This is a genomic window from Vibrio sp. EJY3 (assembly GCF_000241385.1).
GTDB classification, from domain to species: domain Bacteria; phylum Pseudomonadota; class Gammaproteobacteria; order Enterobacterales; family Vibrionaceae; genus Vibrio; species Vibrio natriegens.
This window is the reverse complement of sequence record NC_016613.1, coordinates 361,202-386,100: the sequence shown is the minus strand read 5'-3', so window position 1 is coordinate 386,100 and position 24,899 is coordinate 361,202. Positions and strand designations below refer to the sequence as shown.

Annotated in this window: 18 protein-coding genes; 9 read left to right on the top strand and 9 right to left on the bottom strand. The window is 45.4% G+C overall.

Annotation, left to right across the window (positions count from 1 at the left end; all coding sequences use genetic code 11):
• Window positions 1-533: 533 nt before the first annotated feature.
• From VEJY3_RS01805 to VEJY3_RS01780, 6 genes are all read left to right on the top strand, one after another.
• On the top strand, window positions 534-2,483 hold the full coding sequence (locus tag VEJY3_RS01805; protein WP_014230742.1) for a PTS mannitol transporter subunit IICBA: 1,950 nt from the start codon (window positions 534-536) through the stop codon (window positions 2,481-2,483).
• 112 nt (window positions 2,484-2,595) lie between these two features.
• Window positions 2,596-3,744 carry a mannitol-1-phosphate 5-dehydrogenase gene (locus tag VEJY3_RS01800; protein WP_014230741.1) on the top strand — a complete coding sequence of 383 codons (1,149 nt, stop codon included), beginning with the start codon at window positions 2,596-2,598 and terminating at the stop codon, window positions 3,742-3,744.
• Window positions 3,745-3,802: 58 nt separating this feature from the next.
• Complete coding sequence (locus VEJY3_RS01795; RefSeq protein WP_014230740.1) at window positions 3,803-4,333, top strand: MltR family transcriptional regulator; 531 nt, start codon at window positions 3,803-3,805, stop codon at window positions 4,331-4,333.
• A 305-nt stretch (window positions 4,334-4,638) separates the two neighbouring features.
• Complete coding sequence (gene murQ / locus VEJY3_RS01790; protein WP_014230739.1) at window positions 4,639-5,541, top strand: N-acetylmuramic acid 6-phosphate etherase; 903 nt, start codon at window positions 4,639-4,641, stop codon at window positions 5,539-5,541.
• 1 nt (window position 5,542) lies between these two features.
• A complete protein-coding gene (locus VEJY3_RS01785) occupies window positions 5,543-6,919 on the top strand; it encodes a PTS transporter subunit EIIC (protein ID WP_014230738.1) in 1,377 nt (458 codons plus the stop codon).
• Between the two features lie 55 nt (window positions 6,920-6,974).
• Window positions 6,975-7,820, top strand: coding sequence for a MurR/RpiR family transcriptional regulator (locus VEJY3_RS01780; RefSeq protein ID WP_014230737.1), 846 nt, complete (start codon window positions 6,975-6,977; stop codon window positions 7,818-7,820).
• A gap of 154 nt (window positions 7,821-7,974) precedes the next feature.
• Here VEJY3_RS01780 and glmS read toward each other — a convergent pair whose 3' ends face one another.
• Together glmS and VEJY3_RS01770 are read right to left on the bottom strand one after the other, a co-directional pair.
• On the bottom strand, window positions 7,975-9,807 hold the full coding sequence (glmS, locus tag VEJY3_RS01775) for a glutamine--fructose-6-phosphate transaminase (isomerizing) (RefSeq protein ID WP_014230736.1): 1,833 nt from the start codon (window positions 9,805-9,807) through the stop codon (window positions 7,975-7,977).
• Between the two features lie 118 nt (window positions 9,808-9,925).
• Window positions 9,926-10,687: a DeoR/GlpR family DNA-binding transcription regulator gene (locus tag VEJY3_RS01770; protein ID WP_014230735.1), complete on the bottom strand. Its 762-nt coding sequence runs from the start codon at window positions 10,685-10,687 to the stop codon at window positions 9,926-9,928.
• Window positions 10,688-11,119: 432 nt separating this feature from the next.
• Between VEJY3_RS01770 and pykF the strand changes: the two genes are divergently transcribed.
• The gene (gene pykF, locus VEJY3_RS01765) at window positions 11,120-12,532 is read left to right on the top strand and encodes a pyruvate kinase PykF (protein ID WP_014230734.1); all 1,413 of its coding nucleotides are present in this window, start codon (window positions 11,120-11,122) and stop codon (window positions 12,530-12,532) included.
• Window positions 12,533-12,687: 155 nt separating this feature from the next.
• Here the strand turns inward: pykF and ilvN are convergent, their stop codons facing one another.
• The 7 genes from ilvN to VEJY3_RS01730 all read right to left on the bottom strand — a co-directional run bounded on the left by ilvN (window position 12,688) and on the right by VEJY3_RS01730 (window position 21,544).
• On the bottom strand, window positions 12,688-13,182 hold the full coding sequence (gene ilvN / locus VEJY3_RS01760; protein WP_014230733.1) for an acetolactate synthase small subunit: 495 nt from the start codon (window positions 13,180-13,182) through the stop codon (window positions 12,688-12,690).
• A 1-nt stretch (window position 13,183) separates the two neighbouring features.
• Window positions 13,184-14,908, bottom strand: a complete 1,725-nt coding sequence (locus tag VEJY3_RS01755; RefSeq protein ID WP_014230732.1) for an acetolactate synthase 3 large subunit — start codon at window positions 14,906-14,908, stop codon at window positions 13,184-13,186.
• A 460-nt stretch (window positions 14,909-15,368) separates the two neighbouring features.
• Window positions 15,369-17,168 (bottom strand): long-chain fatty acid--CoA ligase, encoded by a 1,800-nt coding sequence (locus VEJY3_RS01750; protein ID WP_014230731.1) that lies wholly within the window; start codon window positions 17,166-17,168, stop codon window positions 15,369-15,371.
• Between the two features lie 326 nt (window positions 17,169-17,494).
• Window positions 17,495-18,454, bottom strand: a complete 960-nt coding sequence (calR, locus tag VEJY3_RS01745; RefSeq protein ID WP_014230730.1) for a LysR family transcriptional regulator CalR — start codon at window positions 18,452-18,454, stop codon at window positions 17,495-17,497.
• Between the two features lie 528 nt (window positions 18,455-18,982).
• Window positions 18,983-20,029 (bottom strand): MJ1255/VC2487 family glycosyltransferase, encoded by a 1,047-nt coding sequence (locus VEJY3_RS01740; protein ID WP_014230729.1) that lies wholly within the window; start codon window positions 20,027-20,029, stop codon window positions 18,983-18,985.
• Window positions 20,030-20,032: 3 nt separating this feature from the next.
• On the bottom strand, window positions 20,033-20,581 hold the full coding sequence (locus VEJY3_RS01735; RefSeq protein WP_014230728.1) for a phosphatase PAP2 family protein: 549 nt from the start codon (window positions 20,579-20,581) through the stop codon (window positions 20,033-20,035).
• A gap of 186 nt (window positions 20,582-20,767) precedes the next feature.
• The gene (locus VEJY3_RS01730; RefSeq protein WP_041170297.1) at window positions 20,768-21,544 is read right to left on the bottom strand and encodes an SH3 domain-containing protein; all 777 of its coding nucleotides are present in this window, start codon (window positions 21,542-21,544) and stop codon (window positions 20,768-20,770) included.
• Window positions 21,545-22,143: 599 nt separating this feature from the next.
• Between VEJY3_RS01730 and leuA the strand changes: the two genes are divergently transcribed.
• A complete protein-coding gene (gene leuA / locus VEJY3_RS01725; protein WP_014230726.1) occupies window positions 22,144-23,691 on the top strand; it encodes a 2-isopropylmalate synthase in 1,548 nt (515 codons plus the stop codon).
• 81 nt (window positions 23,692-23,772) lie between these two features.
• Window positions 23,773-24,864 (top strand): 3-isopropylmalate dehydrogenase, encoded by a 1,092-nt coding sequence (gene leuB, locus VEJY3_RS01720; RefSeq protein ID WP_014230725.1) that lies wholly within the window; start codon window positions 23,773-23,775, stop codon window positions 24,862-24,864.
• Window positions 24,865-24,899 lie beyond the last annotated feature (35 nt).

The window sequence follows — 24,899 nt, the reverse complement described above, 5'->3', positions numbered from 1 at the left end:
TTTTAATTTGTAAGAAATATAACCAAAATTTTCCGATATTTCTGACATTGCACTCATTTGCCCAGCCAATCAGTCGCTATGTGCTGATATTGCGCAGCATATCTCGTTACAAAATTTCAAAAAAACCACAAACAGATACAGATCACACTTTTACCAACAACCAAACAACGACAAAGTGTGATGTTGATCGATCGAAATATTTAATTCGATCCCAGAAATAAATCACAAGTGATTTTGATCACATTATATTTTCAATTCAAATTTGTAATAAGATCGATTTGATCACTAAGATTTTTATTGACAGATTTAAAACCTGCATTTTGTTATTAAGTTACATATCAATAAATTGATCGCCATCACTTAAAAAATGCTTTTTATCTGAAGAAGTGCGGGGGTAGATCACGAAAAGCCCGTTGTCAGTTCTAATTGGAAATTGTGTGATAAATTGATTGGGTACTAAGCAATCAAACAAGCGGTTTTGGCGAACCGTTTACGACAACAATATTCATCAGAACATCGAACGGGGAATTGTTATGATATCACCAGATGCTAAGATCAAGATACAAAATTTTGGTCGCTTTCTGTCTAACATGGTAATGCCTAACATTGGCGCATTTATCGCGTGGGGCTTTATCACTGCACTATTCATCCCAACCGGATGGTTGCCAAATGAGACTTTGGCTTCAATGGTTGGTCCTATGATCACTTACTTGCTGCCACTACTTATCGGTTACACCGGTGGTAAATTAGTCGGCGGCGATCGCGGTGCTGTAGTCGGCGCAATCACCACAATGGGCGTGATTGTCGGTACAGACATCCCTATGTTCATGGGAGCGATGATCGTCGGTCCAATGGGCGGCTTGGCGATTAAAAAATTCGACAACTACATCGATGGCAAAGTGAAAAGTGGCTTTGAGATGTTGGTAAACAACTTCTCTGCAGGCATCATCGGTATGCTGTGTGCCATTCTTGCTTTCTTCCTGATCGGTCCTTTTGTAAAAGTACTTTCTGGTGCTTTAGCAGCAGGCGTAAACTTCCTTGTATCAGCGCACCTTCTACCTCTGACTTCTATTTTTGTTGAGCCAGCGAAGATTCTGTTCCTGAACAACGCAATTAACCACGGCATCTTCTCACCACTGGGCATTCAACAGGCGTCAGAAACAGGTCAATCTATTTTCTTCCTGATTGAAGCAAACCCAGGTCCGGGTCTAGGTATTCTTCTGGCGTACATGGTGTTTGGCAAAGGTACTGCTCGTCAGACTGCTGGTGGTGCTTCTATCATCCACTTCTTTGGTGGTATCCATGAGATTTACTTCCCATACATTCTGATGAACCCACGCCTCATCCTAGCGGCTATCGCAGGTGGTATGACAGGTGTGTTCGTTCTCACTATGTTCAACGCAGGTATCGTTTCTCCAGCGTCTCCAGGTTCTATCTTCGCGGTACTATTGATGACGCAAAAAGGCTCGATCGTTGGTGTTCTAGCCTCTATCGCGGCGGCAGCGGGCGTGTCGTTCACCGTAGCTTCTCTGTTAATGAAGACTCAAACATCGACAGAAGAAGACGGCGATAAAGCAGCGCTAGAAAAAGCAACGTCACAAATGAAAGACATGAAATCTGCATCAAAAAACAATGCAGCGGTAAACAGTGAAAGCAAAGGCGACGTAGACCTTGCGACAGTGCAAAGCATTATTGTCGCTTGTGATGCCGGCATGGGCTCAAGCGCTATGGGTGCGAGCATGCTACGCAAGAAAGTTCAGGACGCAGGTCTGAACATCCACGTCACTAACCTTGCTATTAACAATTTATCAGAGAGTGCAGATATCGTGATTACTCATAAAGATTTGACGGATCGTGCACGTAAGCATGCTCCTAACGCACACCACATTTCACTGACTAACTTCCTGGACAGCGAAATGTACAACCAACTCGTCACCAAACTGCTGGCGGCACAAACTTCATCTGCCAATGACGATCAGATGGTAAAAGTATCGGTTCTTGCAGCAAACGACGACAATTTTGAACAACAGCAACCATCTGTATTCCAGATTCAACGTGAAAACATCCACTTAGGTTTAAGCGCGGCTAACAAAGAAGAAGCGATTCGCTTTGCGGGCAACAAGTTAGTTGAACTTGGCTATGCTGAACCAGAATACGTAGATGCGATGTTTGATCGTGAAGCACTGGTTCCTACTTACCTTGGCGAATCTATCGCGGTGCCACACGGCACGATTGAAGCGAAAGATCGCGTTAAAAAGACTGGCATTGTTATCTGCCAATACCCATCGGGTATCCAATTTACTGAAGACGAAGACGATGTAGCGAAACTGGTTATCGGCATTGCCGCTAAAAATGATGAGCACATCCAAGTTATTACCACCATTACGAACGCGCTCGATGAGCCAGAAGCAATTGAGAAGCTAACCAGCACCACGGATGTAGAAGAGATCCTCAACATCCTTGGCCGCGAACAAGCCGCTTAATTACTTCACTTAATTTGCTCCTGAGCAAACCGAGGTCAGCTGTCACCCCCTATGCGGTTGGCCTCACCCTAGATTCGTTAGTCAATATTTCAGACATTGGTAGGTAACAGTTATGAAAAATGCAGTTCATTTTGGCGCAGGTAACATTGGCCGTGGTTTCATCGGTAAACTTTTAGCAGACGCAGACGTCGAGGTCACGTTCGCTGACGTTGATGCCCCGTTGGTAGACCAACTCAGTCATAAACAAGAATACAAAGTTAAAGTGGTGGGCACGGAGTGCCAAATCGACACAGTCACGCATGTCACCGCAGTTAACTCAGCAAGTGAAGACGTGATTGACCGCATCGTAAAAACCGATTTAGTGACAACCGCTGTTGGTCCAAACGTGCTGGACATCATTGCGAAAACCATTGCAACCGGCATCACCAAACGTTTCGAAGCGGGGAATGAATCACCACTGAACATCATCGCTTGTGAGAACATGGTTCGCGGCACGACCCATTTAAAAGGCGAAGTGTACAAGCATCTTGATGCGTCACTGCACGCAAAAGCCGATGAGCTCGTTGGCTTTGTCGATTCTGCAGTAGACCGTATCGTGCCACCAGCAGAAGCTGCCAACGATGATCCACTGGAAGTAACGGTAGAAAGCTTCAGCGAGTGGATTGTTGACGAGCAACAATTCAAAGGGGAAATCCCGGACATCGCAGGGATGGAAAAGACCAACAACCTGATGGCGTTTGTGGAACGTAAACTGTTCACCCTAAATACCGGCCACTGTATTACGGCTTACTTGGGCTGCTTGAAAGGACACCGCACCATTCGAGAAGCGATTGAAGATCCTGAGATTCAGGCTGAAGTAAAGCAGGCCATGATCGAGAGTGGTGAAGTGCTGATTCGTCGTTATGGCTTCGACCGCGACATGCACAATGCCTACATCGAGAAGATTCTGGGTCGCTTTGCCAATCCATACTTAGTTGATGAAGTTGACCGCGTTGGACGTCAGCCAATTCGCAAATTAGGTGCAAATGATAGATTAGTGAAGCCATTACTCGGTACAATTGAATATGGCACTGAAAATCAAACACTTTTAAAAGGGATAGCGGCGGCGTTGAAGTACACTAACGACACCGATCCTCAAGCGGTTGAATTACAAACTTCATTAAAAGAAGTCGGCGTGAAGCCAACGCTCGCGAAATACACAGGTCTTGCAGAAGACAGCGCTGAGGTGGCTCATATTGAGGCACTCTACAACCAGCTGTAATTAACTCAGAGGGGGGCAATGCTCCCCTTATAATAACGACTTAACAACTACTCAGTATATGGCAGATAACATCAACGAAACCGAGATCATTGAACGACTCAACGGCGCACCCTCAGTGCGGGGCTTCTTTATTGCCACGGTCGACGTCTTTAACGAGTCGATCGACGGTCTGATACAAAGAATTTTCCGTAAAGATAACTTCGCTGTTCAATCGGTTGTTGGCCCGCTACTACAAGACTCAGGCCCACTGGGCGATCTGTCTGTTCGTCTAAAATTACTGTTTGGTTTGGGCGTACTACCTGACGATATTTACCACGATATTGAAGATATCATTAAGCTCAAAAACCAACTCAACAGCGACGCATCCGACTACGAGTTCACTGACCCAAACATTCTCGATCCGATCAAAAAACTGCATTTAGTGAAGAAAATGGGCATGGTGCAACTGGAAGTCAATGAACCGGATGACGACATCGATCTGGAGTTCTATCAGCTTCAACTTCAGCGCCAACAACAAATCATCAAATCAGGGCTTTCCCTCGCCATTGTCGAAATCTGCAATGAACTTGGCAAGGAAAGTCCTTTTTAATAGTTAAACATTACTAACGCTATCTTTGTGCAGTACTGACTACTGCTTTGAATTATTACTACCTCTGCCCACCGACTCCTCGACCTGATGTTTTGTTTAGAGAATGTCACCTCTCGACATTCTCACTCGTTAATACAACCATTCACTCCCCGTCAAGTCTCCTACCAATAAGTAGTCGAACCACAACAAAAATAAATGAAACATCGTTTTATATATGTGACTCCAATCTATAATCCGTACTATTTAAATTGTCGGAACTCGACATTTTATTATTATCTACCCGTCGATTATCAACGGAGAGAGTTATGAGTGAGTTGTCGTCAACCATTAATAAGGAGCAAAACCCCGAGACAGAACAGCTGTCCGAGTTGCCATTAATGGAAGTGCTGGAATTACTCAATGCGCACGATGCCAGTGTTGCGGTGTCGATTAATAAAGTGCTGCCAGATGTCGCCAAAGCGGTTGAACTGATTGCCTCGCAGATGAGACAAGGCGGCCGTTTATTCTATGTTGGTGCAGGAACCAGCGGCCGACTTGGTGTTTTAGACTCAGCAGAATGCCCCCCTACTTTTGGTACCGATCCTGCTCTGGTCCAGTCCATTATCGCAGGCGGTCTTGACGCTATGCTCGCGGCTGTGGAAGACATTGAAGACTGCAAAGAGTCCGCTCCTGCCGAACTTCGCCAGCGCCAACTGACTTCGCAAGATGTAGTGGTTGGGATTGCCGCAAGTGGAAGAACGCCCTTCGTCATTTCAGCACTGGATTACGCCAGACAGATCGGCGCGAAAACCATTGCGCTCAGTACCCGAGGACCTGGGCTTATTTCGCAACACGCGGATGTGTCTATTGCACCGGATGTCGGCGCAGAGGTACTGGCAGGCTCGACACGGATGAAAAGCGGCTCAGCACAAAAGATGTTACTGGGCATGCTGAGTACCTCGGTCATGCTTCAACTGGGTAAAGTGCACGGAAACCTGATGGTAGACGTCAAAGCGAATAACCAGAAGCTGCGCATTCGTGCCCAGCACATGGTGCAGCAAATTTGTGAAGTGGATGATCTCACCGCCGCCAAGCTATTGGATGCGGTGGAATACAATGTTCGTGCTGCGGTATTGCTGCACACGTTGGACACTTCACCTTCTAAAGCGTTGGCTCTTGCGGCACAACCCTTCCAACCTCTGAAACAGCAGTTACTGCAAGGAAAATAGCATGGCAAATAAGATAGAACATCTGGAACTCATTGCCGATCACATTGAACGGCATATTGGCGGCTTTGATAACGTCGCGACCCTGACCAACTGCATGACACGCGTACGTATCGTGCTTAAAGACCGCTCCCAATTTAATATGGATGCACTACGAGAGGTTGAGGGTATTAAAGGTGTCGTTGATGCCGGAGAACAATATCAAATTATCGTCGGCATGGGCACTGCGGCAAAAGTCGCTGGCGTTCTTAATAAACGAATGAAAGGTGCAGGTATTGAGGAAGGTTCGGCGGAGGCCCCTGTTGCGCAACCATTTTCGATTCGTCGCGCTCTCAACACCTTAGCCGCAATTTTTGTACCTACCATTCCAGCTTTGATCGGATGTGGTTTAGTTCTGGGGATGGTGAACATCTTCAAACTCGTCGCTCCGGAATTTGTCGCAGCCAACCCAGATATCTTCTCGCTATTCACTGTCGTTGGTAAAGCCGTATTCGCCGTGCTTTCTGTCATGATCGGTATGAATACCGCCAAAGAACTTCAGGCGTCTCCTGCGATTGGTGCGGTGATGGCTGCAGTTTTGGCTGCGCCGGGCCTCGCTAATATCGAGTTATTTGGTAACGCGTTAGTTCCGGGCGGCGGCGGCATGTTTGCTGTATTGTTGGTCTGTGTCTTTTCTTCTAAGTTTGAGCTTTGGTTCCGTAGCCACTGTAAAGAAAGTCTCGACCTTATCTTTACTCCAACCGTGACGATTTTGGTGTCGTCGGCAGTGGCTTTGTTCATCTTGCAGCCTATCGCCCACTCGGTAAACGTGTGGCTAGGCAACTTGGTTTCGGTTGCACTGCTTAATGAATCCGCAGGTTCCGTAGCGGTTGGCGGTGTCCTGGGTGGTGGCTTCCTGTTCCTACTATTAACAGGCTTACACCAAGGTCTTATCCCTATTCATGCACAAATTCTTGAAACTTTTGGTCTTAACTACCTGTTCCCGATTTTAGCGATGGGTGGCATGGGGCAAGTCGGCGCAGCGGCGTACGTATACCTTAAGTCGAAGAATGAACGCCTGAAGAAGACCATCACTGGTGCTCTGCCTGTTGGTATTCTGGGTGTTGGCGAACCACTGTTGTTTGGTGTGTCACTACCGCTAGGTAAAACCTTTATTGCAGGCTGTATTGGCGGTTTTGCTGGTGGTGCCATGATGGCCGCGTTCAAGATTGGCATCATCATTCCATTTGGTACTGCTGGGCTTTCTCTGATTCCACTGGTTGGCGAGGGGCAGATTCCATCATTCCTTCTTGCGGTAGTGTGTGCATGGATTGTCGGTTTTATCGCGTCGATGCTCTTAGGGTTTACCGATCCAGTCGAAAAGACAGCGAAAAGTCGCTAATATCATCCCGTCGTACAATTCGTTGCGGCGGGACGAATTCACTGTAGAGGCATTAATGGAAAGCATCATCAATAAAGTCAAAGTACTCGCTCATTCCACTAACCTGAACGAGCAAAGAATTTCGCACTTTATTATTGAGCAACAGTTTGACCTCTCTAAGTTTAGCGCCACCAAAGTCGGCGCTAAACTGGGTATCAGCGACTCCTCGGTGATTCGCTATGCCAAGAGCATCGGCTGTAGCGGCTTTCCCGATTTAAAACTGAAGCTCGCGGCACTTGCTCCACAAACACAAAAGCTGCCCACTCAATCTCTGTATGCAGAAATCGAAAGCAGTGACTCAACCCAAACCATCATTGAGAAATCAAAAAACTTATTTACCAGTAAGATAGAACAATCTCTAAGCCTGATTGATACCGATACCATTGAGCGCAGTGCTGAGTTACTGCTCAAGGCAAACAAGATTCTGCTCTCGGGTATTGGGGCTTCTGCGGTGGTCGCCGCCGACATCAACCACAAGCTGATTCGCTCTGGTTTTAACGTTCAGTTCAACCTGGATTACCACATTCAAATCGTCCAGGCTTCACTGCTGAAAAAAGACGATGTATTGCTGGTGGTATCGGCGCGAGGCAATACACAAGAAGTGTTGGCCACGATTGAAAAAGCACGTGCCAACGGTGCCAAAGTGATCGCACTGACTCGCTACGGAAAAGGCAAAGTGGCTCAGCTATCGGATTTCGTCATTCCTTATAGCTACACCGAAGAGCACAACCAATTAGGTATGGTCACGCCACAACTGCTGCAGATGATTGCTTTCGACATCCTGTTTTTCAAACTCAATACACTGACCGACTCTGTCAGCATGAACACGGCGTTGGACTCACTTCGTCAAATTCAGCCTTAACGCTGTACATCGAACAATGTGAGCAAGCAGACTGGGTTTATTCGCGGCACTGTGAAGATCCTTCCCCTATTTTGTCTATGAGCATAAAAGAAAAAGCCACCTATCACGCGCGGCGTAATAGGTGGCTTTGAAATTCACTTGGTAATGGGTAGTGTTATTCCACGGTAACTGCTTTTGCCAGGTTACGTGGTTGGTCAACGTCAGTACCTTTGATCAGAGCAATGTAGTAAGACAGCAACTGCATTGGAATGGTGTAGTAAATCGCTGCAGTGATTTCGCTTACGTGTGGCATTGTGATGATCTTCATTGTGTCATCGCCTTCAAAGCCTGCATCAGCGTCAGCAAATACGTACAGTAGACCGCCACGTGCACGAACTTCTTCAACGTTTGATTTCAGCTTCTCAAGCAGATCATTACTTGGCGCAACCACAACCACTGGCATGTCGGCATCGATCAGAGCCAAAGGACCGTGTTTTAGTTCACCTGCTGCGTAAGCTTCAGCATGAATGTAAGAGATCTCTTTTAGTTTCAGAGATGCTTCCATCGCAATTGGGTAGAACTCACCACGGCCAAGGAACAGAGTATGGTGCTTATCAGCAAAATCCGTTGCCAGTGCTTCGATCTCTTTTTCAAAAGACAACGCCTGATTGATTTGCTCTGGTAGGGCGTGCAGCGCTTCTACGATCTCTTTTTCTTTCTCTTTGCTGATACGGTTTTGTTGCTTACCAAGCGCAGTAACCAGCATCAACAGTGCAGATAGCTGAGTAGTAAATGCTTTGGTAGAAGCCACACCGATTTCAACACCAGCGCGAGTCATAAAGGCAAAATCAGATTCACGAACAAGAGAAGAACCAGCCACGTTACAGATGGTCATTGCCGCCATGTAGCCTTTCTCTTTCGCAAGACGAAGTGCTGCTAGCGTATCGGCTGGTTCACCTGACTGAGATAGCGTGATCAGAAGGCTGTTCGGACGAGTAACAAACTTGCGGTAGCGGAACTCAGATGCGATTTCTACGTCACAGCTTACGCCAGCAATATCTTCAAACCAGTAACGAGCCGTCATACCAGCGTTGTAAGAGGTACCACAAGCTACGATTTGTACGTGCTCGACTTTGCTTAGAATGTCTGCCGCATGTACACCAATCGCATCCGTCACAACAGAATCGGCAGTAATGCGACCTTCCATTGTGTTGATTAGCGCTTTTGGCTGCTCGTAGATTTCTTTCTGCATGAAGTGGCGGTACTGACCTTTATCACCCGCATCGTGCTCAGCATTGGACTCAGTAATTTCACGCTCTACACGCTCACCTTTTTCATCGTAAACGGTCACTTCACGGCGCGTAATTTCAGCTACGTCACCTTCTTCCAGGTACATGAAGCGGCGAGTAACGTTAAGCAATGCCAATTGGTCTGAAGCCAGGAAGTTTTCACCCACACCAAAACCAATAACAATCGGGCTACCAGAGCGAGCCACAACAATGCGAGAAGGATCTTTACGATCCAACGCTACCGTGCCGTAAGCGCCTTCCAGTTGCTTCGCTGTTTTCTGTACCGCTTCAAGCAGCGTTTCTGAAGTGCGAAGTTCCCACTCAACAAGGTGTGCAATCACTTCAGTATCAGTTTGAGATTCGAATACGTAGCCACGCTCACGAAGTATTTCACGCAGCTCTTCGTAGTTTTCGATGATGCCGTTATGCACAACAGTGATATCACCTGACATGTGTGGGTGCGCATTGATTTCTGAAGGCTCACCGTGTGTCGCCCAGCGCGTGTGCGCAATACCAGTGCCGCCAATCACTTTCTCTTGATCAACCGCATCAGCCAGCTCTTGCACTTTGCCTAGACGACGAACGCGAGTCAGATTATTTTCAGCATCGACGATCGCTACGCCCGCCGAGTCATAGCCACGGTACTCCAGACGACGTAGACCTTCGACCAAAATTTCTGCAACATCTCGTTGTGCCACTGCACCGACGATTCCACACATGTTTTTTCTCCGATTTTAGTTTTGTTCTTCCCTAGCCATGATTTCATATAGAGGCAGCAAGCAAAGGCCCGTACATGAGGGAAGTAAATTTAAAAATGTTAGTTTGAATATAAGTTTGTTAGGCGCAAATGACTTTCACGCCATGCTGTTCAATCTGTGATTTATGCTCAGCTTGTATATCCGCATCGGTTACCAGCACATCGATCTGTTGCCATGCGAGCTCAAGATTCGGAATACGGCGACCAATTTTTTCAGACTCAATCATTACAATGACTTCGCGGGACACTTCTGCCATCACATTACTTAAGCCAACCAGCTCATTAAATGTGGTCGTTCCGCGCTCTAGGTCGATACCATCAGCACCAATAAAAAGCTGGTCAAAGTCATAAGCTCTTAAAACAGACTCAGCTACTTTGCCTTGAAAGGATTCAGAGTGTGTATCCCAGGTCCCGCCTGTCATCAACAAAGTCGGTTCACTTTCCAGCTCATTGAGGGCATTTGCCACATGCAATGAGTTGGTCATTACCACTAAACCACGCTTGTCGTTTAGCTGCTGTATTAATGCTGCGGTCGTACTGCCACTGTCGATAACAATGCGATTGTGGTCTCGGATCAGCGATGCGGCCGCTTTGGCTAAATTTAACTTTCGAGTCGAAACATTTGGGCTCAATTCTTCATGGATAACTTCCGTTGGGATCGCGATCGCTCCGCCATAACGACGCAAAAGCTGTCCATTTTTCTCTAAAGAAGCTAAGTCCTTTCTAATCGTGACTTCAGAGGTCTCAAACTGATGAGCCAATTCATCTACACTGACTTCGCCCAGTTCAGAAACCAGGTTAGAAATAGCGTGTCTTCTTAGTTGAGTGTTTCGTTTCGACATTTACATTTTGATTTTAAGTTTCGTTTCGAAAGTTATTATAGTCAAATCGAAACTTTTAAGTCCATTTATTTCGATCCAAAAAATTAATATTTCTCGATAAAACCTTGTCCTAAGACAATTCTTAAACAGTGATATTGGATTCATTCGGTGGTAGAATTCGCCACCGAAAAGAAAAAAAATTACAGAAATGACGGCTATTTTTTTGCAACTTTCTGCATATAAAGTGGGATTAGTCACAAAAAGGTAACCAAAATCACCGATCTTTAAGTCATAAAATGACTAAACTTGGTGAAAGACTTTCAGAATCTGAAGTTCAATAATGTGGCGGAAAATCGGTGGATGACAGGCACAAAATGTCATCAAAAACGCCCTGACTTCAGAGTAAATAACCGACTTTCAAATTGTAACTATACTTACCGGAGAGTATCTTCCATGAAAAAGACCAAAATCGTTTGTACGATTGGCCCTAAAACTGAATCTGTAGAGAAGCTAACTGAACTAGTAAACGCAGGCATGAACGTTATGCGTCTTAACTTCTCTCACGGTGACTATGAAGAGCACGGCACTCGTATTGCGAACTTCCGCCAAGTAATGGAAGCAACTGGCAAACAACTGGCAATCCTTCTTGATACTAAAGGTCCAGAAATCCGTACTATCAAACTAGAAGGCGGTAACGACGTTGATCTAGTTGCTGGTCAAGAATTCACTTTCACAACTGACACTTCAGTTGTTGGTAACAAAGACACTGTAGCAGTGACTTACGCTGGTTTCGCAGCAGACCTAAACGTTGGTAACACTATCCTTGTAGACGACGGTCTAATCGAGATGGAAGTTATCGCGACTACTGAAACTGAAGTTAAATGTAAAGTACTTAACAACGGTGCACTAGGCGAAAACAAAGGTGTTAACCTACCTGGCGTTTCTGTAAACCTACCAGCTCTATCTGAAAAAGATAAGAACGACCTTAAGTTTGGTTGTGAGCAAGGCGTTGACTTCGTTGCGGCTTCTTTCATCCGTAAAGCTTCTGACGTTCAAGAAATCCGTGACGTACTTGCTGCAAACGGCGGCGAGAACATCCACATCATCTCTAAGATCGAAAACCAAGAAGGTGTTGATAACTTCGATGAGATCCTAGAGCTTTCTGACGGCATCATGGTTGCACGTGGTGACCTAGGTGTTGAAATCCCAGCAGAAGAAGTAATCTTCGCTCAGAAAATGATGATCGAGAAGTGTAACCGTGCACGTAAGATGGTTATCACTGCAACTCAAATGCTTGATTCTATGATCAACAACCCACGTCCTACTCGTGCGGAAGCAGGCGATGTTGCTAACGCTGTAATGGATGGCACTGACGCAGTAATGCTTTCTGGTGAAACTGCAAAAGGTAAATACCCTGTTGAAGCAGTAACTATCATGGCGCAAATCGCTAAACGTACTGATTCAGTTCTTAAAGCGGAACTAGGTTCTCGTCTAGACAGCCCACGTCTACGTATCACTGAAGCGGTATGTAAAGGCGCTGTAGACACTGCTGAGAAACTGGCTGCTCCACTTATCGTTGTTGCAACTGAAGGCGGTAAGTCTGCACGTTCAGTACGTAAGTACTTCCCAACTGCAAACATCCTAGCACTAACAACTAACACTAAGACAGCTGCACAGCTTGTTCTTACTAAAGGTGTTACGCCAATCGTTGTTGACTCTATCGAAAACACAGACGCGTTCTACGTGACTGGTAAAGAGCTTGCTCTAGAGTCTGGCCTAGGTAACAAAGGCGACATCGTTGTGATGGTTTCTGGTGCTCTAGTAGCTTCAGGTACTACAAACACTGCATCTGTACACGTTCTTTAATTCGAAACGTTTACAAGATAAATAAAAAGAGGGCTTCGGCCCTCTTTTTTTGTTTTTGCTTCTAACGAAACTGATTCACCGGTTGTCTGGTACCAAATTTAAAAAGCCACCGATTTTCACGGTGGCTTTTCTTGGTAGCAATCTATCGGTTAGCGTTAAGGCTTCAGCGCACGTTCTCCACGCGCAATGCCAACTACCCCACTACGAGCAACTTCCACTACTTCCGTAACTTCCGAAATTGCTTTAATAAACGCATCCAGTTTCTCACTAGTGCCCGCCAACTGAACGGTATATTGAGAAGCTGTTACATCGACGATCTGTCCGCGGAAGATGTCTGCTGTGCGTTTTACTTCAGCACGAGCAAAACCACTCGCTTTCACCTTCACCATCATCAGTTCACGTTCAAGGTGCTCAAGCTCTGTTACTTCCTGAACTTTTAGCACATCAATTAACTTATGTAGCTGTTTCTGAATCTGCTCAAGTTGCATCTCGTTTGATGTCGTTGTGATATTCATACGAGAAAGAGTTTCGTCGTCTGTAGGAGAAACCGTCAAAGACTCAATGTTGTAACCACGTTGAGAGAACAAGCCTACAACGCGAGACAACGCACCAGGTTGGTTTTCCAATAGCAATGAAATAATGTGTCTCATATTAAGTTCTCTCCGTTTTGCTTAGCCACATTTTGTCCATACCCTCACCTTTAATCTGCATAGGGTAAACGTGCTCAGTTTCATCGACGTTAATGTCAACGAAAACTAAGCGGTCTTTCATATCGAGTGCTTTTTGCAAACCAGCTTCGAGCTGATCTGGCGTCTCGATACGAATACCAACGTGACCATAAGCTTCTGCAATTGCTGCAAAATCAGGAACAGAACTCATGTATGAATTAGAGTGACGACCTTGGTAAATAATGTCTTGCCACTGTTTTACCATGCCTAGGAAACGGTTATTCAGGTTGATGATCTTCACTGGGATGTCGTACTGCATTGCGGTCGACAACTCTTGAATGTTCATTTGAATACTGCCGTCACCGGTAACCACAACCACTTCTTCTTCTGGCATAGCAAATTTAACACCCAAACCAGCAGGAAGACCAAAGCCCATCGTGCCCAAACCACCAGAGTTGATCCAACGGCGTGGTTTATTAAATGGGTAGTAAAGCGCAGCAAACATTTGGTGCTGACCTACATCTGAAGCAACATAAGCATCGCCATTGGTCAGTTTGTGCAGAGTTTCAATAACTTGCTGAGGCTTAATAATCTCTGAAGAGGTTTCATAGGATAAGCACTGACGATCGCGCCATACTTGAATGTCTTCCCACCACGCTTTGATAGCCTCTTCGTCGTTTGCACCTTCTTGCTCAGCCAGCAAACCTAGCATGGTCGTAAGCACTTTTTCTGCCGAACCAACGATTGGTAAATCTACTTTCACGTTTTTTGAAATCGACGATGGGTCGATATCAATATGCATAACTTTCGCATTCGGACAGTATTTTTCCAAATTGTTCGTCGTACGGTCATCAAAACGAACCCCGATACCAAAAATCAGGTCAGCTTCGTGCATTGCCATGTTGGCTTCGTACGTACCGTGCATACCCAACATACCCAGCGAGTTTTTGTGCATGCCAGGGAATGCGCCCAAGCCCATCAAGGTGCTCACTACAGGAAGGTTCAGCTTGTCTGCCAGTTCAAAGATATGCTCGTGTGCGCCGGAAATCACCGCACCACCACCGACATAAAGCACAGGTTTTTTCGCTTCAAGTAGAGACTTGAGTGCTTTCTTGATTTGGCCTTTGTGCCCCGAAGTGGTTGGCTTGTATGAACGCATCGAAATGCTTTCTGGATACTGGTAAGGCAGTTTGATTTGCGGATTCATAACATCTTTTGGCAAATCAATCACAACTGGACCAGGGCGTCCTGTCGTCGAAATGTAAAACGCTTTTTTGATGGTTTCAGGAATATCTTCCGCTTTCTTTACTAAAAAGCTGTGTTTTACCACTGGGCGAGAGACACCAACAATGTCACATTCCTGGAATGCATCGTTACCAATCAGGTTGTTCGGTACGTTACCTGAGATAACTATCATTGGGATAGAGTCCATATAAGCGGTCGCAATACCTGTAATTGTATTGGTCGCGCCAGGACCTGAACATACCAGTACGACACCCGGCTTGCCGGTAGCACGAGCATAGCCATCGGCCATATGCGTTGCGGCTTTTTCATGTCTTACTAGTACGTGTTTAATTTGGTCGGTTTTGGCGTGCAGTGCGTCATAGATATCTAGAACGGAACCGCCAGGGTAACCAAAGATCTGCGATACATTCTCTTCGATCAGAGATTGCACAACCATCTCTGCACCTGACAACATTGCTGTCATAATTGCTCTCCTTACCCAGTTTCCACACCGTAAGGTCAACGGATAGGTCTGGTTTTACATAGTTTAGGGCTTATTCGTAGCCTAATCGAAATACTTCCACGTTTTCGGCTATGTCTTGCGTTCGTCATAACATCCCGCAAGGTTACCCAACAAATGTAACGTTTTATTATCAACGGGTCTAATGAGATCTAGATCTCATTCCTTAACAAGATACCAAGAATTGGATTGATAGAAGGAAGAGCAGCCAGAGAAGCGAAAATAGACAGTATGATCAATGAGCGTATTGGTTAAAAAAAGAATATTATTTCATATGCAACTCCATATTTGTCGAAAAATTACCCTTAACCAGGCGAAAATACAGTAGGAACACTGGTAAATAAAAAAGTCCCCAGACATGAACGAGGCATCTCTGGGGACTTTTTAATCAATTTGAAATCTAAGCGAGTTCAAGTTAAGCGAACTAGTGCTTTTCCTTGTACATTTCTTCGATTTCATCTTGGTATTTGTCATTGATAACTTTACGACGCAATTTTTGTGTCGGTGTCAGCTCACCATCATCCATCGAGAAAGCCTTTGGCAACAGTTTAAACTTTTTAACTTGTTCAAACTTAGCCAGCTCTTTTTGCAGTTCATTAACTCGCTTTTCGAGCATTTCTACGACTTGGTGATGTTTGATCAACTCAACGCGATCGTGATACGCAATGTTCAACTCTTTGGCATACTCTTCCAACGAATCAAAACACGGCACAATCAATGCTGAAACGAACTTACGTGTATCAGCGATAACCGCAATCTGCTCGATAAAGTGATCTTTACCGATGGCACCCTCGATCATCTGTGGCGCAATGTACTTACCACCCGAGGTTTTCATCAACTCTTTAATACGATCAGTGATAAAAAGATTGCCGTTTTCATCAATATGACCCGCATCGCCAGTTTTCAGGAAACCGTGCTCATCGAACGTTTTTTCAGTCTCTTCTGGCATTTTGTAGTAGCCACGCATGACCATAGGGCCACGAACCAAAATTTCATTGTTTGCACCGATTTTTACTTGTGCGCCCGGCATCGATGTACCGATAGAGTCAGGATCAAAGCAGTAATCATCCCAACAGGATACGGTCGCGGTTGTTTCCGTCATGCCGTAGCCTAACTTAACGTTAATGCCCATCGCATGGAAGAAACGGCCGATGGTTTCATCCAGCTTCGCTCCGCCACAAGGCATAAAGTTAATACGCCCACCTAATAGCGCACGTAGCTTACTCAGTACCAGCTTATCAGCCAGAGCATGAGCTTTACGCAGCATGATTGAAGGCTGACGCTTTTCCTGATGGCATAACGCCATTTTAGCGCCCATGTTCACCGCCCAGGTAAACATGATCTTACGGTGGATCGGTGCTCGAGACACCTTTTCATGAATCGCAGAAAAAATCTTTTCGTAGAAACGAGGCACTGCACACATCACAGTTGGACGAACCTGACTGAGCGCGTCTCGCACTTGCGCTGTGTCTTTGAGGTAACAGTTGGTTGCGCCTTTATACAGGACATAAAATGTCCACGCTCGCTCGAACACATGAGACAATGGCAGGAAACACAGCGAGACGTCATCCTGAGTTAGGCTCAAGCGTTTATCATGACCTTCTAGCTGCGCGGCAATATTGGCGTAATCCAGCATTACCCCTTTCGGCTGTCCTGTTGTACCAGAGGTATAAATCAGGGTAAGCAAATCATCTTCACAAGCCTGTGCAACACGAGCGTCCAACTCTTCTTGGTAACTGCTGTTGCCCTTGGCAATAAAATCCTTCCAAGAAGCAACAAATGGATGATCTCCAAGCTCGATATCGTCAGACATCGCCACGATCAGTTCTAGCTGACTGCATTGCTCGAAAATACTGACGGCTGCATCAAACTGAGGCTGCTCACCCACAAACAGAACTTTCACGTCTGCATTGTCGAGGATATACGCCGACTGCGCAGCCGTATTAGTCGGATAGATAGGAACCGTCACACTGCGTACTTGCAGTGCGGCGAAATCAGCAATCGTCCATTGCGGCATGTTATTTGAGAAAATGCCGACCTTATCCTGAACTCTCAATCCCTGAGCCAAAAGTGCAAGCGATAGTTCATCCACTTGCTGACCAAATTGCTGCCAAGTAATACCTTGCCATTCATTGCCCACTTTGTGTTTTAGAGCAACGCGAGTATCACCTTTCGCAATTTGTTCACGAATACGTTTAACGATATGAAAATCTAACTTGGCCATTTTTACTTACCTTTGGCTTACAGGTGTAAGCTAATTGAGCGAGCAAGTGTACTCACAGGGCGGCAAAACGCAACTGACGAATATCAAACTTCTCTTTATTAAGAGATCGGCTTCACTAATGAGTGCGAACCACCCCATCAATAGTCGGATAGAAAAGCACTTAACTTTCTGTTTGTATTAACCATTGTAAAAAATAAAAAGCCCCGAAAGAGCAAACCTTCCGGGGCTTTGTAATTGTAAAATTTGGTGAGTATTTGAGGAATCTTCCGCATCAAACACTCAGTACTTACTTAGTTACCGGACTCAACCGGTAGCTCATACTTCACTTATTTTTGTGCGACAACTTCGCCACAGATAATCATCAACTGATCACGAAGCCAGATGTGACCTTTGTCTTTCTCACTAGACTCGTGCCAGCTCAGATATCCACTGATTTCTTTACTTGCAAATGGCAGTTCCAGAATTTGCAGCTGATCGCTGTTTACCGCATTTTCTGCCATCCAGCGTGGTGCAATCGTCACAAGCTCAGATTGGCTTACCACATAAAGCAGGTTGCTCAGGCTTGAACCTTCATACGCAGCCAGACAATCAAGCTCGCGATATGCTTGCTCAGAGAAGCTACGCTGACCATGCACTCGTGAAAGTTTCGCGTGTTTTTCGTTAATCAGCTGTTCTTCAGTGACCACGCCCTGAATACGTGAATGCGTTTTAGAAGCAATCACAACCAGTTCATCTTTAAAAATTTCTGTACTCGAGAAACCTTGCTCATCAAAGCGAGCGTAGTCGATCACAAAATCAATCTCCTGGTAACGCATGCGTTCAGACAGAAGACGGTCGAATTCAGCGTCTAAATGAAGCTGAACGCTCGGTGCCTGTTGCGCCACTTTAGACATAATCTTTGGTGCAAAACGTAAGTCACATGGGCTACAGATTGCCAGTTTAAATAAGCGCGTTGAAGACTCCGGTTGGAATACAGAGCTTGGCAGCTCATTGCGGATCAATTGTAGCGCCTGACGGATGGGACCAAATAGCTGACGAGCGCGTTGGGTTGGCTGAATGCCTCGACCCTGACGCATGAATAGTTCGTCATTAAACATCACTTTTAAACGTGCGACTGCGTTACTTACTGCTGGTTGAGACATACCTAAGTTGTGTGCTGCGCGAGTGATATTTTGCTCCTGCATTACGGCATCAAATACCGTTAACAGGTTTAAATCTACACCACGCAAAGTACTTTCCATACGGTAGCTAGCAATTGCGCTCATCGCGTCTTTTTTATCTAACATTGAGTGCGCCTCTTTTGTAATCGTCAATTTGGTTCAATGAATTCATAGCGAATAGAATCCCATCTCGCACAAAAGACGGCGGCTGGATTCAATTATCTCACGAATAGAAAACCTGATTTTTATTATATTTATCGGCCGCATAATTCCGGCTCGAACCGTACTATCAACGAATTGATTAGGGTTTCGCAACTAGATTGACAATTAATCAGTAAATTTTAGCCCTTAAATTATTTATCCTTTAAAAATCAATATATTGATAAAAACATAAAAAAATATAAAATCGCTAAAATCAGGCAAATCAAGCCCATGGGTCGTGTTTTCAACAGTGAGAAAAATGAGCCCAAAACCCATTCACTGAGAATATGAATAAATTTTTTAAGAGAAACACAGTCAATAACCCTGAGCAATTTTACTTAGAAAAGCACAGTAGCAACGACAGTACGATTGAATCAAAACTAACATGAAGTGAATAAAAATGCAGCAGTAATTATTACACTGCTGCATTAAAAATTTCTTGGTTCTGGCTTTTTAGATATGAGAGACGTAACTCGGAAAGTCCACTTGCTCCCACAACTGCCTGGACAACTCTTCTTGAGAATCCCATGAGCCTTGCAGCACCCAATGAACGATCGCCTGAGCCACATCCGGATACTTAACGCTCTCCGCTTGTTGCTCTTTCAGCCAATGGCGAACCGCTGAAATGTCTAAGCTGTCCATCGAAGAAGCAAGCCCTAAATCTTCAAGCGTTGCGACATTACTTTGCTGTTCAAATTGACCCGCTAATGGTTTCAACAATAACTTCTTGCCGAGAGAAAGCGCCTCTGACGGCAGCTCAAAACCACCATTGGCGATGACGCCACTACAACGATGTAGGTGATGCTGAAAATTGGTATGGCACAGTGGACGCAGCTCGATATTCTCGATCACTTCACTTTCTATCACATCTGGGTGATAACAAATGAATGACTGCTGATTAAAGTGGAACAATAGATCAGCAATGTCCTCAATAGATTCAAAAGGCAAGTAGACCAACACGAAGTTATCGCAGTGTTCCTGACTGTCCAATGTGTGAATGATAGGAGGCAGTATGGGCTGATCGAAATGATACCAGTGCAAACCCAGATGATGTTGTGAGGGAGCAAAGTGTTCAATCACTGACTTATCCAGCCAACTTGCGCCTTTAAGCGGAACGGGATAACGGAAGGCATTCTGATGACTGATCCCAATACATGGCTTGTTCTGCTTACGGGCAGCCCATGCCGTCACAGGTTCAAAATCATTAATCACCAGATCATAAGTAGAGAGGTCTAACTGATTCACTTCTTTAAAAAACTGAATCAAATTGTTGTTAAGTGCCGTTTTTGCGTAGTTTACCGATCCCTTTTCGGTCACAAAAGTGAGCCCTCGACGCGTTTGATAATCTCCAAACGCTTCCATTGAAAAGTACTTGTTTGGGTCACGACCAGAAAACAGAAAATCGACTTGCACATCTCGCATTCCAAATGCTTTGCTCATGGCTCTGGCGCGAGCAATATGACCATTTCCGGTGCCTTGCACACCGTATAGGATTTTCATCAATTAAACTCCGATCATTGAAATAGCAAACCCACCACACAAACTTCCCAACAGCGCACCGATGATGATGTCCGTAAAAAAGTGCACCCCGAGGAAGATACGCGCAGAGCCGATTAAGCTCGCCCAGAAATAAGCAGCAAATCCCAGTTGTGGGTAAAAGTGATCAATAAGCGTTGCCATGACAAAAGCGGCAGCAGTATGTCCGGACGGCAAACTGTAGCGATCAGAAGGGGTAATAAAAGCAGGTAACAAAGCGCTCAGTTCTTCAGGACGGCGACGCTTAAAACTGTTTTTCAGCGTCCAATAAATTGGCAGTTCGACGGCAAATGCCAGCAGCCCGGCAAGCAGAAACCATAACCCCTGCTCCTTATCCAGGTACCACGCCAGTACTCCGAGAACTAAGTAAAGATGGCCATCACCACTGTGTGAAATCCCTTTGCTAATATTTGCTACTTGCTGATTAAAGCGGTGTTGTAAACAAACGCTAGAAAGTGCTAAGTCGAACTTAGCGATGGCCGTTATTGGCTGAGTAATTGTCTCTATCGTTCTCATATGACCTTCCCTCACTTTGACAACGCCTTTTACGCAAATTAGGTGTTTTTAGTGACAGCCACATGACGGGAAGTTGGACAATTAATGACAGGCGTAACGTAGAAGTGATTTACCCGAACTCAAGACAGCCGAACAAATCAATATTTCTACGTGCCATATATGGACGTATTGGGACATGATGGGGGTTTAGGCTTGCGGTGCGTCGATATACCAGACCTTTCTCTTTTTACGACAGGCCCGTAAGGCACCAGTGGTAAACTCACCATTTTTACTCAACTCATAGCTGAGTACCCGGCAAGTGTAGCTTCCCTGAAGTTCATACCGATATTCAAAGTTATCATCGGCAACCTTAGCGGACGCGAGTAAAGGATTGGGTGGTGTAGAAAGAAGATCACGCTCGCCGACATTACTCCGCGCATAATCTTGATGGACATAGCCTTTGATCACCCCTCGCTTCTCAACCAAATACCAAGGCAGATCGGAGACTTTCGCGACAACATTAAATACTTCTCCTTTACTGACTGAGCTCAGTTCTTCCCCATCTGAACTGGGCTTGGAGCGCAAATGCAATGTCGACTTTGAGCGATAAGGTACATCCATAAACTCTAATTTCTGGTATACCTCAATGCCCTCTTCCATCGGTCTGACGACTTCAGCCTGATGCAACTCGTTAGGCTGAACATGAATCTTCCACCACGCATAAGTTTCAGGGTCTTTACCCTTAAACCTATCACGATTGTCAGATTCCAGCGCAACCAACATCTGATTTAAGAAATACTCTCGGCCTTCGTAGCTCAGGTACATATCCATTTGATCACGAATTACCGCGACGACCTGAGCCTGATCATTCGCAACGGTAGGTGGAACGATCAGAGTTGGTTGTGATTGAAACAGCTGACAACCTGATAAGCTGATCAATGCTAGTGCTAGTGCTGAACATCCAAATTGTTTTGCTTTAGCCATTAACCCTCTGCCTTTGTAACTTTCACTTAGTTCAAGAACTACCTCAAAAACGAACACAAAGACGCCTCATTGTCTTGTCGAACCAATCTAAGCAATAGGCTGTGTTATCATCACTTCGAGATAGACTATAAACTCTATCTATCGATTCTCAACCAACAATTCAATGCTTGTCTGGATAGCTTGTAAGCCTGATCCCTCTATTTAATGATCAACCTAATGAACCCGTGATCTTTATCGAGAGTTTGACTGAATCATGGAACCCCCTATCAGCTCACTTTTTACGGGATGAAATACTCCTCTTTGCAATCGACTCATCCGATATGAATAAAAAATCGACTTTAGGGTTGACGTAGTTCATGGAGTGCGGTACTAATTTGTTAACTTAATTTTGTGGAAAGCTTAACAATTATGTCAGCTCATTTTTCTATCCTGCTTAGCCTCCTCCTGATCGTGACCAGTTCGCGCGGGTAGGCTGTGGAAGAAAAATAACCACACCAAGTTCTAAGAACCCGCATGCAAATGCGGGTTTTTTTATACCTAAATACCGGAAGTAAACGATTAACTCACACGAAAGTGCAGAAATCATTAAGGAAGCAAACATGAACGATCAAGTCATTATATTCGACACCACTTTGCGTGATGGCGAGCAAGCGTTATCAGCAAGCTTGACGGTTAAAGAAAAACTGCAAATTGCCTATGCGCTGGAAAGGCTGGGCGTTGATGTCATCGAAGCAGGTTTCCCTATCTCTTCTCCGGGTGATTTCGAGTCAGTACAAACCATTGCTAAAAACATTAAAAACAGCCGAATTTGTGCTCTTTCGCGTGCCGTTGCGAAAGACATCGATGCTGCTGCAGAAGCATTGAAAGTCGCTGACCAGTTCCGTATTCATACATTTTTGGCTACATCGACCATTCACGTCGAAGACAAGCTACGCCGCAGCTATGACGATGTGTTAGAAATGGCGGTGAATGCAGTCAAACATGCACGTAACTACACCGATGATGTTGAGTTTTCTTGTGAAGATGCCGGTCGTACACCAATCGACAACCTATGCCGTATGGTTGAAGCTGCAATCAATGCAGGTGCGACAACCGTTAACATTCCTGATACTGTGGGCTACACAGTACCAAGTGAGTTTGGCGGCATTATTGAAACGCTATTTAACCGCGTACCAAACATCGATAAAGCCATCATTTCGGTTCACTGCCATGATGATTTAGGTATGTCCGTTGCTAACTCTATTGCCGCTGTTCAGGCAGGTGCGCGTCAGGTAGAAGGTACAATTAATGGTATCGGTGAGCGTGCGGGTAACTGCTCGCTTGAAGAAATCGCGATGATCATCAAAACGCGCGAAGAACTAATGGGCGTTCGCACTGGCATCAAACACGATGAAATCCACCGTACCAGTAAGTTAGTCAGCCAACTATGTAATATGCCTATCCAGAGTAACAAAGCTATCGTCGGTGCCAACGCGTTTAGCCACTCTTCAGGCATTCACCAAGATGGCATGCTTAAGAACAAGAATACCTACGAGATCATGACTCCTGAATCTATTGGTCTTAAGAACCAAGCGCTTAACTTAACCAGCCGCAGCGGTCGTGCAGCAGTGAAGAGCCACATGGAGACCATGGGTTATAAAGAAGATGAGTACAACCTAGATGCGTTGTACGCTGACTTCTTGAAGCTAGCAGACCGTAAAGGACAAGTTTTCGATTACGACTTGGAAGCGCTAATGCACTTCTCTAACCTTCGTGAAGAAGACGACTTCTACAAGTTGAACTACTTGAGCGTGCAATCAGGCAGCGTGATGGCAACCACCAGCATTAAAATGCAATGTGGCGATGAAGAAATGTGTGAAGCGGCAGTCGGTAATGGTCCTGTAGATGCGCTATACCAGTGTATTTACCGCGTAACAGGCTACGAAATCGTGCTAGACAAGTTCGACTTAACAGCCAAAGGTGAAGGTGAAGATGGTTTAGGCCAAGCTGATATCATCGCTAACTACAAAGGTCGTAAGTACCATGGTACTGGTGTTTCAACGGATATCGTAGAAGCGTCAGGTCAGGCTCTACTGCACGTAATCAACAGCATTCACCGTGCCGACAAGATTGCCGAAATCAAGCAAAAGAAAATTGCGACTGTTTAATAGCTAACGTTACTTCCAAGCACACAACAGAATAACTTCGATATAAAATTTAGCTAAAAATTAGAATATTAAAGGATTAACATGACAGACAAATCATACAAAATCGCCGTTCTACCTGGTGACGGTATTGGCCCTGAAGTGATGGCACAAGCGCACAAAGTTCTTGATGCAATCGAGAAAAAGCATGGCCTTTCTTTTGAGCGTGATGAGCACGATGTCGGCGGTATTGCTATTGATAATCATGGCTGCCCACTTCCTGAAACAACGGTAAAAGCGTGTGAAGAGTCTGATGCGGTTCTATTTGGTTCAGTAGGTGGCCCTAAGTGGGAACACCTACCACCAAACGACCAACCAGAGCGCGGCGCTCTACTTCCACTGCGCAAACACTTCCAACTGTTCTGTAACCTACGTCCAGCTCAGATTCACACCGGCTTAGAGGCATTTTCTCCTCTTCGTGCTGATATCTCTGAGCGTGGTTTTGACATTGTGGTGGTTCGCGAACTGACTGGCGGTATTTACTTTGGCCAACCAAAAGGTCGTGAAGGCGAAGGCGCAACAGAGAAAGCGTTTGATACCGAGGTTTACCACCGCTTTGAGATCGAGCGTATCGCTAAAATTGCCTTTGAATCTGCACGTCTACGTCGTAAGAAAGTTTGCTCAATCGACAAAGCGAACGTACTACAGAGCTCTATCTTATGGCGTGAAGTAGTAGAAGAGATCGCGAAAGACTACCCAGATGTCGAGCTGTCTCACATGTACATCGACAACGCCACCATGCAGCTAATCAAAGATCCAGCGCAGTTCGATGTAATGCTATGTTCAAACATCTTCGGTGACATCATCTCGGATGAATGTGCAATGATTACTGGCTCGATGGGCATGCTACCTTCTGCAAGCCTTAACGAAAGCAAGTTTGGTCTTTACGAACCAGCGGGCGGTAGTGCACCAGATATCGCAGGTAAAAACATCGCGAACCCAGTAGCACAAATTCTTTCAGCTGCGCTAATGCTACGTTACAGCCTGGGTGAAGAAGCAGCGGCTCAAGACATTGAATCCGCAGTATCGAAAGCACTTTCTGCTGGCGAGCTTACCGCTGATTTAGCAAGCGACAAGCCTGCACTGACCACGTCAGAAATGGGTGACAAGATCGCCGAGTACATCTTGAACTCATAAGTTAAACTAGATTGATAATAATTATTCGCCTCTGA

Bases quoted from the DNA above. Each gene is read 5' to 3' on its own strand.
- VEJY3_RS01805 (WP_014230742.1), top strand. From the start codon at position 534: ATGATATCACCAGATGCTAAGATCAAGATACAAAATTTTGGTCGCTTT.
- VEJY3_RS01800 (WP_014230741.1), top strand. From the start codon at position 2,596: ATGAAAAATGCAGTTCATTTTGGCGCAGGTAACATTGGCCGTGGTTTC.
- VEJY3_RS01795 (WP_014230740.1), top strand. From the start codon at position 3,803: ATGGCAGATAACATCAACGAAACCGAGATCATTGAACGACTCAACGGC.
- murQ (WP_014230739.1), top strand. From the start codon at position 4,639: ATGAGTGAGTTGTCGTCAACCATTAATAAGGAGCAAAACCCCGAGACA.
- VEJY3_RS01785 (WP_014230738.1), top strand. From the start codon at position 5,543: ATGGCAAATAAGATAGAACATCTGGAACTCATTGCCGATCACATTGAA.
- VEJY3_RS01780 (WP_014230737.1), top strand. From the start codon at position 6,975: ATGGAAAGCATCATCAATAAAGTCAAAGTACTCGCTCATTCCACTAAC.
- glmS (WP_014230736.1), bottom strand. From the start codon at position 9,807: ATGTGTGGAATCGTCGGTGCAGTGGCACAACGAGATGTTGCAGAAATT.
- VEJY3_RS01770 (WP_014230735.1), bottom strand. From the start codon at position 10,687: ATGTCGAAACGAAACACTCAACTAAGAAGACACGCTATTTCTAACCTG.
- pykF (WP_014230734.1), top strand. From the start codon at position 11,120: ATGAAAAAGACCAAAATCGTTTGTACGATTGGCCCTAAAACTGAATCT.
- ilvN (WP_014230733.1), bottom strand. From the start codon at position 13,182: ATGAGACACATTATTTCATTGCTATTGGAAAACCAACCTGGTGCGTTG.
- VEJY3_RS01755 (WP_014230732.1), bottom strand. From the start codon at position 14,908: ATGACAGCAATGTTGTCAGGTGCAGAGATGGTTGTGCAATCTCTGATC.
- VEJY3_RS01750 (WP_014230731.1), bottom strand. From the start codon at position 17,168: ATGGCCAAGTTAGATTTTCATATCGTTAAACGTATTCGTGAACAAATT.
- calR (WP_014230730.1), bottom strand. From the start codon at position 18,454: ATGTTAGATAAAAAAGACGCGATGAGCGCAATTGCTAGCTACCGTATG.
- VEJY3_RS01740 (WP_014230729.1), bottom strand. From the start codon at position 20,029: ATGAAAATCCTATACGGTGTGCAAGGCACCGGAAATGGTCATATTGCT.
- VEJY3_RS01735 (WP_014230728.1), bottom strand. From the start codon at position 20,581: ATGAGAACGATAGAGACAATTACTCAGCCAATAACGGCCATCGCTAAG.
- VEJY3_RS01730 (WP_041170297.1), bottom strand. From the start codon at position 21,544: ATGGCTAAAGCAAAACAATTTGGATGTTCAGCACTAGCACTAGCATTG.
- leuA (WP_014230726.1), top strand. From the start codon at position 22,144: ATGAACGATCAAGTCATTATATTCGACACCACTTTGCGTGATGGCGAG.
- leuB (WP_014230725.1), top strand. From the start codon at position 23,773: ATGACAGACAAATCATACAAAATCGCCGTTCTACCTGGTGACGGTATT.